Here is a 13560-nt window from a genome sequence, read left to right as displayed (position 1 = left end):
TCTTATTTTACTGTGGTGCGGCGCTCGCGGATAAGTTTTATCTCGCGGAGCAGATCTTCGAAATGCAGGGCATTGATACCCTCAGATGCCTTCATCTGCTGCTGACAGTAGGTCTCTACCTTCTGCAGGTTCTGCAGCACATAGAGCATGGCGTCTGAGTTGTAGTTGCGTGACATAGCTCCCTTGAGGTCGGCTTCTGAAGGATTGAGCAGACTGTTCAAGTTCTGCACATACGAACGTTGCAACTGGCGACGGGCCTTCTGCTGGAAAGAACTGCTGCTCTTTGGTGCTGTCCATACCTGTGCAAAGAGGTCGTCCAGATACTGATTGACGGCATAGTCGCTGGTGCTGATATTGCTCAGCATCAGGGGTGTCATCAGACGGGTGAGCAGATTCGTCTGCTGTTGCTGTTGGGTGGTACCGGCATCGGCACCGCTCTTAGACAGAATATTTGCGGGATAGAGCCACTCGGGAGCCTCGAAGATATTTCTGCCCAGATACTGCAGAGCCTCGCGCTGACGGGCTGCAGGCACTGGGGAATAAGGCTCCATGCCTGGCATGTTGTTGATATAACGGCCACCGATATTCTTGGCTACATGGTTCATGTAACGGTTGAACTGATCGGTAACGGCCTTATACATCTCTACGAGATCATCATACTGGTCGTTTTCCTCCTTGGTCCATTGAGGCAGGTGCTGCATGACGCGCTTCAGGTTCTTGATACCATATTCAGAGGCCTTGACATTGTTGTCGCTCAGGTCCTCGGTCTGGGCGCGCGGATCCTCATTACGTCCCTCACCACCAAACCAAAGACGTGGGTTACCTTTCAGGATATTCGTTGTCTCGGTCATGAGTTTTTCCTTCTCCTCGTATTCATCCTTGAACTCAGGGCGCCACTGATAACCCCACTTGATAGCCCATTTGTCGTAGTCGTTGATACGAGGAAACAGACCTTTGGAAGAGATGTTGTCCTCGGGCTGTGCCACATAGTTGAAACGGGCATAGTCCATGATGCTGGCTGTATGGCCATTTTTCTCAACCCATGCCTTGTCGCGCAACTTCTCAACGGGTGTAGCAAACGAAGCACCCATGTTGTGACGCAGTCCCAGTGAGTGACCTACCTCATGACTTGAAACGAAACGGATGAGTTCGCCCATCAGCTTGTCGTCGAAATGCATGGTCTGTGCACGCTTGTCTATTGCACCGCACTGCACCATATACCATTTTGTGAGCAGGTTCATGACGTTATGGAACCAGCAGATATGAGCCTCGATAATCTCACCAGAGCGTGGGTCAACAATGCGGGGACCATAGGCGTTCTCTGTCTCTGAGGGCAGATAGCGCAGTACAGAATAACGGGCATCCTCCAGACTCACGTTGGGGTCATCCTCGGGCAGCACCTTGGCTGTGATGGCGTTCTTGAAACCGGCAGCCTCGAATGCTACGTTCCAGTCGTTGATACCCTGAATCAGATAGGGAATCCACTTCTTGGGAGTGGCTGGGTCGATATAATACACAATCTGCTTCTCGGGCTCGGTCAGTTCGCCACGCAGGTATTTCTTCTTGTTCTTGGGCACCAGACGGTAGCGTGAGATAATCGATTCGTGTTCGGTCTTGTGCTGGTCATCACTGAAACGCACGAAGTTATTCACGAAATAACCTACACGGTCGTCCCACAGACGCTTGCGCATAGGCTCCTTGGGCAGAAGCACCATTGACGTGTTGAAAGCCATGGTGATAGTACCTGTCCTTGATGCCTCTGAACGGGCAGGCGAAGAACCGTAGGTGCGGGTGGTGGCTACCTCGATATTGGTTGGGAACACCTTGATGGTGTCGATGAAGGTGCGGTCCTTCATCAGGCCACCGACCTTCAAAGTGGTCTTGTCGGTGTTTGAGAAGCTCATCAGGTTATTGTCGCTATTGAAGAGTGAGGTAACCTCGATGAGGCTGGCATCTTTCTCTTCATTCTGTCCGATGACCTTGAACGCCTGTACGATGGGGTCAACGGTAGACTGTTCCAGGGTGCGGGAGATATTGTCTCCGTTGTCGGCCAGATGTGACAATACGTACTGTCTGATCATGATCTGACTGGTGTCGCGCTTCTCGAAATAGATGGTCGAATGGGTGATTTCCTCACCGGCAAACTGACCGAAATTCTGAGGCACGGCAGTGAAGCGGGTGACACAGAGGATATAGCGTCCCAACATAGAGTCGGGTACCTCGAAGTAGTATTTGTCTTCGATATGACGTACGCGGAAAAGACCGTCGGTTACGGTACCTCCTTTCTTGATAATCTTTTGATACTCAGTCTCTTTTGGTTCTTTCTTTGCCTTGGACTTTACGTCTTCCTTTTCGACTTTTGTCGTGTCGGTAACGGTGGTATCCTTCTTAAGTGTGTCAGCCTTTACAGCATAAAACGGCTTGGCTTGAACGGTTGCTGTCAGCATCAATCCTGCTGCAACAGTCAGAAAATGTTTGTAAATCATAGTTATCTGGTTGATTCTTGGTTTTGATGATAAGCCAGGGCTGCACCGATAGCTGTGCAGAACTCGGCGAACTTTGGAATGTGGAAATGTACCTGGTAGAGTTTCTCAAGCATGGGATATACCTCCTTGCACTGAGGCAGCAGCGTGAGGTTACCGATGAGAACAAAGTCCTTGATGCCTGAGTTGAGTGCCGACAGGATGGCAGCAGAGCCAATACTCTGCAGCACCATGACGATGATGCCCAGTGCGATATCTTCCTTCGGTGCGTCGTACTGTGCCTTGGAGAACAGACTGGCTGTGGCATTCATGGGCAGACCGGGCAGCGGGTGGGTGGAGATATCACCTATAAGCAGGTTGATATTATGGATGTCGCCCTGCATGGCCAGACTCTGAATCTGCTTCTGGTCGCGTGTGTTCAGCATCACTCGGCTCAGTCCCTGCAGCGTACCGCCACCGATACCGAGTCCACCGATATGGCGGATATCATCACCGTCGCACTGTACAAAACTGGTTCCTGTGCCCATTGACACAACGATTGCCTTGGAGAGGCCGCTCTCGAAGCGTGCTCCCAGACCATCGGCAATAAACTCGTCAACCTTTTGCGTGGGGATACCGTATACCGGTTCGTCAATATAGGCAGCACCGACACCTGTCAGCATCACCTGTTCTACATCCTTCAATTCTACTTTGTTGTCATGCAGGTATCTTCCGAATGCACCATAGAGCGATGTTACCTGGTCGGCAGCCGTGATGCGAATGGGTGAAACCACACGGCCATTCTTCAATCCTACAATCTTCGTGGTGCTGATGCCCACGTCTATACCTATTATAATACCCATAGTTATAAGAATTTTGCGCAAAGGTACATAATTTAATTAAGAATTAAGAATTAAGAATTAAGAATTTTGTTGTTTCGTAATATTTTAGTACCTTTGCGCTCAGAAACCTTAGAAAATGCATATAGCAGTAGCAGGAAATATTGGAAGCGGAAAGTCAACACTTACTCGTATGCTGGCCCGTCATTACGGATGGGAAGCACGTTTCGAGGCTGTTGACCATAATCCGTATTTGGAAGACTATTATCGTGATATCCATCGTTGGTCGTTCAATCTGGAAGTGTACTTCCTGAAAGAGCGTTTCCGTGATCTCATAGAGATTGAAAAATCAGAGCATACCATTGTTCAGGACCGTTCTATCTTTGAGGGTGTCTATGTGTTCATGCAGAACAACAAGGCCATGGGTAATCTCTCTGATCGCGACTATGAGACTTATATGGAGCTCTTTGAACAGATGATGAGTGTAGTACATTATCCTGATTTGATGATCTATCTCCGGGCGTCTGTCCCTCATCTGGTAGGTAATATCCAGAAGCGCGGACGTGAGTATGAGCAGACCATGAAGCTGGAATATCTGGAGAACCTGAACCGTCGTTACGATGAGTTTATCTATAAGATGTATAAGGGTAAGGTGATGGTCATCGAGAAAGATGAACTGGACTATCAGAATAACCCGAAGGATTTTGCACGTATTGTCGACCGTATCGACAGTACACTGTTTGGACTTTTCCCTGAATAAAAATATTATAACAATATGCATATCGCAATAGCCGGAAACATAGGAAGTGGTAAGACCACTCTGACAAAGATGTTGGCCCACCGTTATGGCTGGACGCCAAGATTTGAACCTGTAGATAATAATCCGTATCTGGAGGATTTCTATGCTGACATGAAACGTTGGTCGTTTAACCTGCAGATATACTTCCTGAATAAGCGTTTTAAGGAGGTGGTGGAGATTGCCAATTCAAAGGAGACCATCATTCAGGACCGCACGATTTTCGAGGATGCATGCATCTTCGCACCCAACCTGCATGGACAGGGTATGATGAGTGACCGCGACTTCCAGAACTATAAGGACTTGTTTGACCTGATGATGTCGCTGGTGAAGTTGCCGGAACTGATGATCTATATCCGTAGCAGTATCCCGACGCTGGTGGCACAGATTCAGAAGCGCGGTCGTGAGTATGAGCAGACCATGCGACTGGATTATCTGGAAGGACTGAGCCGCAGGTATGAGGAATGGATAGCCGACTATAAAGGTCCGCTGATTGTGGTCGACGGTGATCACTGCAAGTTTGGTGATAACCCGGAGGACTTCAAACAGGTCACGGATATGATAGACGCAAAATTGTTTGGACTTTTCCCAATGGAGTAACGCACAGTTACTCCATTTTTTTTGTAATAGGAGAGGGAAGGACTCTTGTCGTTTACTGATTGGAAAAAGGGGAAAAGAAAAATCCCGCTTGGTCCGAAGACTTACACGGGATTCATAATGAAAGGAGGAGTGGTACCTCCAGGAATCGAACCGGGGACACACGGATTTTCAGTCCGATGCTCTACCAACTGAGCTAAGGCACCATCATGTGTTCACTGCAATCCTTTCGTTTGCGGGTGCAAAGGTACAAATAAAAAAATAATTGACCAAACGTTTGGTCAATTATTTTGCAGTTTTTAAGAATTTTCTCCTCTGTAGAAGCGTTATTGTTGAAAAATTCGCTTCAATTCTTTACTTTTGGTCGTTTAAAGGGTTCCAACCTTGGGCCTTGAGTTCGAATTCCTGGTTGTCGCGTGTGACGAGAATCTGACCATATTTCTGGTCGGTGATATGACCAATCATACGCACACCTTCCATGTCCTTTACCTTGTCCAGGTCGCCAATGGGCACAGTGAAGAGCAGTTCGTAGTCTTCACCGCCGTTAAGTGCACAGGTGGTGACATTCATGTTCATCTCCTCAGCCATCACAGCTGTCTGGTAGTCGATGGGGATTTCTTTCTCGAAGATACGGCAGCCCACACCGCTCTGTTTGCATATATGCATCAGTTCTGATGACAGACCATCGCTGATATCCATCATGGCAGTGGGATGAACGCCTGCCTCGCGCAGTTTGTTGATGATATCACCGCGAGCCTCAGTCTGAAGTTGGCGCTGAAGGAGATATTCCTTGCCGGCAAAGTCGGGGTTGAAATGAGCCAGTTCCTCAAGGGCTTTGTTGTCGCCTTTCTTTTTGGCCTCGTTAACCTGCTGATAGTAAACGCTCTTCTCGCGCTCCAACAGTTGCAGACCCATGTAGGCTGCACCAAGGTCGCCAGAGACACAGATCAGGTCGGTGTTCTTGGCACCGTTGCGATAGACGATATCTTCCTTGCGGGCTTCACCGATGCAGGTGATGCTGATGGCTAGTCCGGTATAAGAAGAGGTGGTGTCACCACCCACGATATCGACGTTCCATTTCTCGCAAGCCAGTCGGAGGCCTGCATAGAACTCCTCCATATCCTCTACGGTGAAGCGCTTGCTGAGGGCCAGCGACACGGTAATCTGACGTGGTGTGCCGTTCATGGCAAACACATCGCTGATATTGACCATGGCCGACTTGTAGCCCAGATGCTTCAGGTCGATATAGGTGAGATCGAAGTGGACGCCCTCCATCAGCAGGTCGGTGGTGACGAGAACCTCGCTATCAGGGTAGTGAAGTACGGCGCAGTCATCGCCCACGCCGTACTTTGTTGATTCATTTTTGTTTTCTAAGTCTTTTGTCAGACGGTCAATAAGACCAAATTCTCCTAATTTTGCTATTTCCATTTCTTTACTTTTTCCAATCCTCTGTTGGGTGATCGGTATTGAACTGTTCCTCCTTGGTGTGCTCCAGTTTCTCAGAACGTACAATCATCTCACGCATAATCTCTGTCATGATAGGCTGGGCCTTGTCGGCAGCCTCCTGAACCTCCTCATGGGAAACCTCAACGGGGATGTCGAAGCCACCCAGGTCGGTGACAACAGAAATACCAAAGGTGCGGATGCCGCAGTGGTGAGCCACGATAACCTCAGGAACGGTGCTCATACCTACGGTGTCGCCACCCAGGATGCGGTACATCTTATACTCTGCTGGAGTTTCGAAGGTAGGACCCTGGACGCCCATGTAGACACCATACTGCAGACGAATCTTCTTCTCGCGTGCAATCTGGCTGGCCAGTTTGATAAGCGACTGGTCGTAGGTCTCGTGCATATCCGGGAAACGGGGACCGGTAGGGAAGTTCTTTCCGCGCAGAGGATGCTCGGGGAAGAAATTGATATGGTCGGTAATCACCATCAGGTCACCGATCTTGAAGCCAGGATTCATGCCACCGGCAGCATTAGAGACAAAGAGCGTCTTGATGCCCAGTTCGTACATCACGCGTACGGGGAAAGTCACTTCCTTCATGGAGTAACCCTCATAGAAGTGGAAACGGCCTTTCATAGCCATGATATCCACGCCGCCAAGCTTACCGAAGATAAGCTTGCCGCTATGACCTTCTACCGTAGAAACGGGGAAGTTGGGTATTTCACTATAGGGTATCTCAAGTGCGTCAGTTATTTCTGAAGCTAATTGTCCGAGGCCTGTCCCCAGAATGATTGCCGTCTTTGGGCTTGTGGTCATCCTTTCTTTTAACCAGGATGCTGTTTCTAGAATTTTTTCGTACATAGCCTATAATATTTTCGTTAAACTTCTCTTCCTGATTGAGCATGAACTTGATGCGTACAGGAAGTATATATGTATTCTCTTTTATTTCATTGCTAAGTCCCTCTAGCCCTATGAAGCGGGCAGCGTCTTTCTCAGTGGTGATGATGCACTTAGGTGAGGGGAGTTTGGCAAACTCACTGCTGATCTGTTCGATATCCTTCTGACTGAAGGCGTGATGGTCAGGGAAACTGAGCATCGATAACTTTGATACTACCGGTGTGAGGTCTTCCTTCATCTGACGGGGAGAGGCGATACCTGTAAGGAGTAGTACGTTGTGGTCTTTGAGCTTGTCAAGATTCACCGTCGGTGCTTCTTTCTTGAATAGCGGTGTCAGTTCTCCATATTCCAGTGTGGTGAAGAATATCTGCTGGTAGGGATAGAGATCCATGGCTTTGGTAATCACACGATACTCCATAGGTTTTAAGTCCTTCGGACATTTCGTGATAATCACCATGTCGGCACGGTTCTTTCCTGTGAGCGGCTCGCGCAGACGACCGGCAGGCAACAGTGTGTCGTAGATAATCAGTCGGTGATAGTCCACCAGCAGGATGTTGATGCCCGGTTTCACGTAACGATGCTGGAATGCATCATCGAGCAGGATGACATCGATATCCTGATACTTCTGGTTCAGGGCCTCGATGCCGTGGACACGGTTTTTGTCGACGGCAACGATGACCTTCGGGAATTTCTGCTTCATCTGGAAGGGCTCATCACCAATGGTACGGGCAGTGCTCGACTCGTTGGCAATCTGGAAACCATGCGACTTCCGCTTGTAGCCTCTGCTTAATACCGCCACGCGGGAATGGTCTTGGAGTAACCTGATCAAATATTCCACGTGTGGTGTCTTGCCTGTACCTCCCACGGTGATATTACCTACGGAGATGACAGGTATGGAGAATGACCTGCTCTTCAGAAAACCTGTCTCAAACAAGGTGTTCCTGAATCGCACGCCCAGACCGTAGAACCAACTCAGTGGCTGCAGCCAGCGGTTTATTTTGATGAAGTCGCCTTCCAATTCTTTTCTTATTTAATAGTTGTAGCAAAGGGGAATCTTGCCTGCAGACGATTACGCTGACAATCCTTGCGCAGTTCGATGACAGGCTCGTAGAGCTCGCCCAGCGTCTCTTTCAACTGCTGGTCCAGGTAGGTGCCTTTTGAATCGTCGGTAGCTGCCAGCAACTGATCGAACCAGTTGGCCTTTCCGGGGTAGGGAGCCGTGTAGTATTCACTGCAATCTGCCAGTTCGGCAGCCTTCTTTACTGCATCGTTCAGTGAACCAATCTTGTCTACCAACTTGATTGGCAGGGCGTCGGTGGCCAACCATACGCGACCCTGTGCAATCTCGTGTACCTGATCTTTGGTCATGCCACGGCCCTCTGCTACGATGCTGAGGAAGGTGTCGTAACCACGGTCCACGTAGGTCTGGAGGAATCTGAGTTCCTCTTCGTTGTCCTTTCCGAAGACGAGATTGGTTTCGTAGTCGGTGTGCTTGTTGGTCTGCACACCATCCCATGTCACACCCAATTTCTCCGTAACAAGTTCGCTGGCATTGGGAATCAGACCGAAGATACCAATAGAACCGGTAACGGTGGTGGGTTCAGCTATGATATAATTAGCGGGAGCACTGATCATATAACCACCAGATGCTGCATAGCCGCCCATTGAAACGACAATAGGCTTCTTCTCCTTCAGCAACTTGATGGCGTGCCAAATCTGTTCAGAGGCAATGGCACTGCCGCCAGGAGAATTGACGCGCATCACCACGGCTTTGATGTCGTTATCATCAGCCAGCTTCTTCAGATCTTCTACAACCTCGCTGCCCACGATGGCATGTTCAGAAGCAAAACCGCTCAGTGGCTGGTCCACAATCTCGCCATAAGCATAATAGATGGCAATCTTGCCACCGTCTTCCTTCTCATCCTCAGGCACATTGAGCATTTCGCTCATCGTCACCTGGTTGATATCGTCGTCCTCGTCGAGTCCTAACTTATCCTTGATGATATTCTTGATGGCATCAGGATACATAGCACCGTCAATCAGTTTGGCTGTCTTGTAGTCGTTGATGTTAGCGAATACCATGATGCTGTCGTCGGCCACTTTGTTCAACTGCTCTGCCGTAACCTTACGACTTGCAGCCATCTGCTTCAGCCAGTGCTGCCAGATGCCCTGATACATGGCCAGGCGCTGCTCACGGTCGTTATCGCTCATGTCCTTACGGGTGACGCTCTCAACGGCGCTCTTGTATTTACCCACACGGGTGCACTGGTATTTCACGCCTACTTTCTCATAGAGTCCGGTCATGTAGTAGCCTTTGCCACCCATACCCTTGAAGTCAATCATGCCGGTCTTGTTAATAAACAAACTGTCGGCAACAGAGGCTACGTAGTAGCTGGCCTGAAGATACTGGTCGGCATAGGCGATTATCCATTTGCCACTCTTCTTGAAATCCTCCAGGGCATCGCGCACCTGCTGGGCTGTGGCGGGAGAGTCGAAAACGGTGGCGCCGCCCTCAATATATATACCCTTGATGTCTTCGTTATTCTTGGCCTTCTTGATGGCAGCGACAATGTCGTCCAACCCCATGTCTGACATGTCGGCAGTACCAAGCAGTGCATCAAAGGGCGTACCTTCTTCCGTACGCTCATTGACCGTTCCGTTCAGTTTGAATACCAATACGGAATTTTCTTTAATCTCTGTGGTGGCGTTTCCGCTGGCCACGATGCCGGCAAATGAAATCATCATGATGATTCCAGCCACGATACCAAGTGCGATGATGCCGCAGACGGTAGCCAATGCATACTTGAAGAACTCTTTCATTTTCTTTTTCTTTGGTCTTTTGGTTTAAGTATATTCCGTGCAAAGTTACGATATTTTTTTTAATCTTCAACAAAAAATCCATAAAATGTATGATTTTATATTTTTTATGCGTAACTTTGCAGCACGAAACTAATCATAAAACTAAATTAAAAGGATGAAACAAAGATTGATAATTGGCCTGGCGTTACTGTTGCTTTGCACGATGGCGATGGGTAAGAAGAAAGTGGTGAAGCAAGAGTTATGGCCTGACGGCACACCTATCTCGGAATGGTTTAGCGACACGTCAAGGGTAGATGTGAGTAAGTTGGGCAAGCGCTATGTGGTGACCGACTATGGCGTGAAGAATTACTCTGAACAGGTACAGACAGAAAAGATACAGGCCGTCATTGACCGTTGTGCCAACGAGGGTGGTGGCGTTATTGTCATTCCTCGTGGCTTCGTGGTGAGTGGTTCGCTGTTTTTCAAGCAAGGCACACACCTGTTGATAGAAGAGCATGGCGAACTGCGTGGCAGTGACCGTATTCGTGACTATAAGATTCTGAAGACCCGTCTGGAGGGACAGACACTCGACTATTTCGCTGCATTGGTGAATGCCGATGGCGTGGATGGATTTACCATTACCGGACCTGGTACCATCAATGGCAACGGACAGGCTTTCTGGGAGGAGTTCTGGATTCGCCGCAAGATCAACAGGAACTGCACGAACCTGGAGGCTATGCGTCCCCGTAATGTGTATATTTCTAACAGTAAGAATGTTACGGTGCAGGATGCGCGTATCATTAACTCGGCTTTCTGGACCAATCACCTCTATAAGTGTGAGAATGTGCGCTACCTAGGCTGCTATATCTATGCACCTACTGATAATGTGACACCCGTAGATCCTAAGCGTGGTGCCCCCTCGAGTGATGCCATCGACCTGGATGTCTGCAAGAATGTGCTTGTCAGTGGCTGCTATATGAGCGTCTGTGATGATGCTGTTGTGTTGAAAGGCGGTAAGGGCACTTGGGCTGACACTATGCCAGATAATGGTCCTTGTTCGAATATCATGGTGACCGACTGTACTTACGGGAAAGTGCATGGCTGTATGACACTGGGGTCTGAGAGCTTGCATGACAGAAATGTCATCCTGCGTCGCTGTAAGGTACATGAGGCAAACCGTGTGATTTGGCTGAAGATGCGTCCTGACACCCCACAGCATTATGAGTATGTGACGGTGGAAGATATGACAGGCGATTGTACTTCTTTCTTGGTGGTACGTCCTTGGACACAGTTCTTCAAACCTGAGGAGCGTAAGGATATGCCTCTGTCACAGTGTAATAATATTACTATCCGCAATATCCAGATGGACTGTAAGAACTTCTTCGATGTAGGCAAGAGTGAGAAATACCGCTTGTTGGACTTCACTTTTGAGAATGTCAATGTGAAGGATCAGAAGAAAGCTTTCAATGCTTCTCTGATAGAGAACTGCAAGGTGAAGAATGTGGTGATTAACGGTAAGAAAAAAGACTAATACCTTATATTATATATAAAGGTGACTTTGAGGGCGTGCCAAATTGTCAGTAAGGACAGTTTGGCACGCTTTTCGCAATGCCAAAGGCAGACGAATTTATTTATAACTTAAAAATACTTAGAATTATGAACATCAAACCATTAGCAGACCGCGTGTTGGTAGTTCCTGCACCGGCTGAAGAGAAAATCGGTGGAATCATTATTCCAGATACAGCAAAAGAGAAACCCCTTCGTGGTGTTATCAAGGCCGTTGGTAAGGGTACCAAGGATGAGGAGATGATCCTCAAGGCTGGTGATGAAGTGCTTTATGGCAAATACAGCGGCACTGAGATTGAGCTCGAGGGTGAGAAGTTCCTGATGATGCGTCAGAGCGACGTACTTGCTATCATCGAGAAATAATGTGGCGTTATAACGATATAACGTTTTCACGTAATAATAAATAATTAAGAAAAGAATCATGGCAAAAGAGATTAAATTCAATATTGACGCCCGCGACGCAATGAAGAAGGGTGTTGACCAGTTGGCAAACGCAGTTAAGGTGACTCTTGGTCCTAAGGGTCGTAACGTTGTTATCGAGAAGAAGTTCGGTGCTCCCCAGATTACCAAGGACGGTGTGTCTGTTGCTAAGGAGATTGAACTCGAGGACCACTTCGAGAACACAGGTGCACAGCTCGTAAAGAGTGTTGCTTCTAAGACAGGTGATGATGCTGGTGATGGTACCACAACGGCTACTATCTTGGCTCAGGCTATCGTAGCTGAGGGTCTGAAGAATGTTACTGCCGGTGCTAACCCCATGGACCTGAAGCGTGGTATCGATAAGGCTGTGAAGGCTGTTACCGAGTTCATCGCTAAGAATGCTGAGCAGGTTGGTGATAACTACGATAAGATTGAGCAGGTAGCTACCGTATCTGCTAACAATGATAAGGAGATTGGTGAACTGCTGGCTGAGGCTATGCGTAAGGTTTCAAAGGACGGTGTTATCACCATCGAGGAGAGCAAGAGCCGCGACACCCATATCGGTGTTGTTGAGGGTATGCAGTTCGACCGTGGTTATCTGTCTGCTTACTTCGTTACAGATAGTGAGAAGATGGAGTGTGCTATGGAGAACCCCTACATCCTTATCTATGATAAGAAGATTTCTAATATCAAGGAGTTCCTGCCCATCCTGCAGCCTGCTGCCGAGAGCGGTCGTCCTTTGCTGATTATCGCTGAGGATGTTGACTCTGAAGCTCTGACCACACTGGTTGTAAACCGTCTGCGTGGTGGTCTGAAGATTTGTGCCGTGAAGGCGCCTGGCTTCGGTGACCGTCGTAAGGCCATGCTCGAGGATATCGCTGTACTGACAGGTGGTACCGTTATCAGCGAGGAGAAGGGTCTGAAGCTGGAGCAGGCTACCCTCGAGATGCTGGGTACTTGTGAGAAACTTACCGTTACCAAGGATAACACGACTATCGTGAATGGTGCTGGCGACTCTCAGGCCATCAAGGACCGTGTGAACCAGATTAAGGCTGAGATTGAGAATACAACCTCTTCTTACGACAAGGAGAAACTGCAGGAGCGTCTGGCTAAGTTGTCTGGTGGTGTTGCTGTGCTTTATGTTGGTGCTAACAGTGAGGTAGAGATGAAGGAGAAGAAGGATCGTGTTGACGATGCTCTCTGCGCTACCCGTGCTGCTATCGAGGAAGGTGTTGTTGCAGGTGGTGGTACTACCTACATCCGTGCACTTGATGCATTGGCTGACTTGAAGGGCGACAATGCTGACGAGCAGACTGGTATCAATATCATCAAGCGTGCTATCGAGGAGCCTCTGCGCCAGATTGTCACCAACGCCGGTGGCGAGGGTGCCGTTGTTGTACAGAAGGTGCGCGAGGGTAAGGGTGACTTCGGTTACAATGCCCGTCTTGACAAATATGAGGATATGCGTGCTGCTGGTGTGATTGATCCTGCTAAAGTGTCACGTGTGGCTTTGGAGAACGCTGCAAGTATCGCAGGTATGTTCCTCACCACCGAGTGCCTCATCTGCGACAAACCCGAGAAGGAGCCTGCAATGCCTATGGGTGGCGCACCAGGCATGGGTGGCATGATGTAAGCCAAATTGACAACTCTATATAACAAAAGAGAATGAGATGTATTCTGTACGTCTCATTTTCTTTGATTTATGTCAAGAGACTATAATTTTTGATATAAAAACGT

At 48.6% G+C, this 13560-nt stretch carries 11 protein-coding genes and 1 tRNA gene; 5 read left to right on the top strand and 7 right to left on the bottom strand.

Features of this window, described 5'->3' with window-relative positions; genetic code table 11:
• Positions 1–2: 2 nt before the first annotated feature.
• Together L6466_RS09395 and coaW are read right to left on the bottom strand one after the other, a co-directional pair.
• Positions 3–2447: a zinc-dependent metalloprotease gene (locus L6466_RS09395; protein WP_237803545.1), complete on the bottom strand. Its 2445-nt coding sequence runs from the start codon at positions 2445–2447 to the stop codon at positions 3–5.
• A gap of 41 nt (positions 2448–2488) precedes the next feature.
• Positions 2489–3325: a type II pantothenate kinase gene (gene coaW, locus L6466_RS09390; RefSeq protein ID WP_091815414.1), complete on the bottom strand. Its 837-nt coding sequence runs from the start codon at positions 3323–3325 to the stop codon at positions 2489–2491.
• Positions 3326–3440: 115 nt separating this feature from the next.
• Here coaW and L6466_RS09385 point away from each other — a divergent pair, with 115 nt between their 5' ends.
• Both L6466_RS09385 and L6466_RS09380 read left to right on the top strand, forming a co-directional pair.
• Positions 3441–4061, top strand: a complete 621-nt coding sequence (locus tag L6466_RS09385; protein WP_091815417.1) for a deoxynucleoside kinase — start codon at positions 3441–3443, stop codon at positions 4059–4061.
• A gap of 15 nt (positions 4062–4076) precedes the next feature.
• Complete coding sequence (locus tag L6466_RS09380; RefSeq protein WP_091815419.1) at positions 4077–4697, top strand: deoxynucleoside kinase; 621 nt, start codon at positions 4077–4079, stop codon at positions 4695–4697.
• A gap of 130 nt (positions 4698–4827) precedes the next feature.
• Here L6466_RS09380 and L6466_RS09375 read toward each other — a convergent pair.
• The 5 genes from L6466_RS09375 to sppA form a co-directional block, all read right to left on the bottom strand.
• Positions 4828–4900, bottom strand: a tRNA-Phe gene (locus tag L6466_RS09375).
• 148 nt (positions 4901–5048) lie between these two features.
• Entirely contained in the window at positions 5049–6122 is a 1074-nt protein-coding gene (gene thiL / locus L6466_RS09370) for a thiamine-phosphate kinase (RefSeq protein WP_237803081.1), read from the bottom strand.
• Between the two features lie 4 nt (positions 6123–6126).
• Complete coding sequence (locus L6466_RS09365; RefSeq protein WP_091853018.1) at positions 6127–7002, bottom strand: purine-nucleoside phosphorylase; 876 nt, start codon at positions 7000–7002, stop codon at positions 6127–6129.
• Positions 6887–8056 carry a tetraacyldisaccharide 4'-kinase gene (gene lpxK / locus L6466_RS09360; protein ID WP_237803083.1) on the bottom strand — a complete coding sequence of 390 codons (1170 nt, stop codon included), beginning with the start codon at positions 8054–8056 and terminating at the stop codon, positions 6887–6889. The genes L6466_RS09365 and lpxK overlap by 116 nt, the downstream gene beginning before the upstream one ends.
• 8 nt (positions 8057–8064) lie before the next feature.
• The gene (gene sppA / locus L6466_RS09355) at positions 8065–9858 is read right to left on the bottom strand and encodes a signal peptide peptidase SppA (RefSeq protein ID WP_237803085.1); all 1794 of its coding nucleotides are present in this window, start codon (positions 9856–9858) and stop codon (positions 8065–8067) included.
• A 154-nt stretch (positions 9859–10012) separates the two neighbouring features.
• On the opposite strand from sppA, the gene L6466_RS09350 reads away from it, so the two are divergent.
• The 3 genes from L6466_RS09350 to groL all read left to right on the top strand — a co-directional run bounded on the left by L6466_RS09350 (position 10013) and on the right by groL (position 13456).
• Complete coding sequence (locus L6466_RS09350; RefSeq protein ID WP_237803086.1) at positions 10013–11368, top strand: rhamnogalacturonidase; 1356 nt, start codon at positions 10013–10015, stop codon at positions 11366–11368.
• A 125-nt stretch (positions 11369–11493) separates the two neighbouring features.
• Positions 11494–11766 (top strand): co-chaperone GroES, encoded by a 273-nt coding sequence (locus tag L6466_RS09345; RefSeq protein ID WP_091815438.1) that lies wholly within the window; start codon positions 11494–11496, stop codon positions 11764–11766.
• 58 nt (positions 11767–11824) lie between these two features.
• A complete protein-coding gene (groL, locus tag L6466_RS09340) occupies positions 11825–13456 on the top strand; it encodes a chaperonin GroEL (protein WP_237803087.1) in 1632 nt (543 codons plus the stop codon).
• The last annotated feature ends 104 nt before the right edge of the window (positions 13457–13560 follow it).

The organism is Prevotella communis (assembly GCF_022024175.1).
Taxonomy (GTDB): Bacteria; Bacteroidota; Bacteroidia; order Bacteroidales; family Bacteroidaceae; genus Prevotella; species Prevotella communis.
The sequence above is the reverse complement of the archived record's forward strand: the minus strand, read 5'-3'. Positions and strand labels throughout refer to the sequence as shown.

Bases quoted from the DNA above. Each gene is read 5' to 3' on its own strand.
- L6466_RS09395 (WP_237803545.1), bottom strand. From the start codon at position 2,447: ATGCTGACAGCAACCGTTCAAGCCAAGCCGTTTTATGCTGTAAAGGCT.
- coaW (WP_091815414.1), bottom strand. From the start codon at position 3,325: ATGGGTATTATAATAGGTATAGACGTGGGCATCAGCACCACGAAGATT.
- L6466_RS09385 (WP_091815417.1), top strand. From the start codon at position 3,441: ATGCATATAGCAGTAGCAGGAAATATTGGAAGCGGAAAGTCAACACTT.
- L6466_RS09380 (WP_091815419.1), top strand. From the start codon at position 4,077: ATGCATATCGCAATAGCCGGAAACATAGGAAGTGGTAAGACCACTCTG.
- thiL (WP_237803081.1), bottom strand. From the start codon at position 6,122: ATGGAAATAGCAAAATTAGGAGAATTTGGTCTTATTGACCGTCTGACA.
- L6466_RS09365 (WP_091853018.1), bottom strand. From the start codon at position 7,002: ATGTACGAAAAAATTCTAGAAACAGCATCCTGGTTAAAAGAAAGGATG.
- sppA (WP_237803085.1), bottom strand. From the start codon at position 9,858: ATGAAAGAGTTCTTCAAGTATGCATTGGCTACCGTCTGCGGCATCATC.
- L6466_RS09350 (WP_237803086.1), top strand. From the start codon at position 10,013: ATGAAACAAAGATTGATAATTGGCCTGGCGTTACTGTTGCTTTGCACG.
- L6466_RS09345 (WP_091815438.1), top strand. From the start codon at position 11,494: ATGAACATCAAACCATTAGCAGACCGCGTGTTGGTAGTTCCTGCACCG.
- groL (WP_237803087.1), top strand. From the start codon at position 11,825: ATGGCAAAAGAGATTAAATTCAATATTGACGCCCGCGACGCAATGAAG.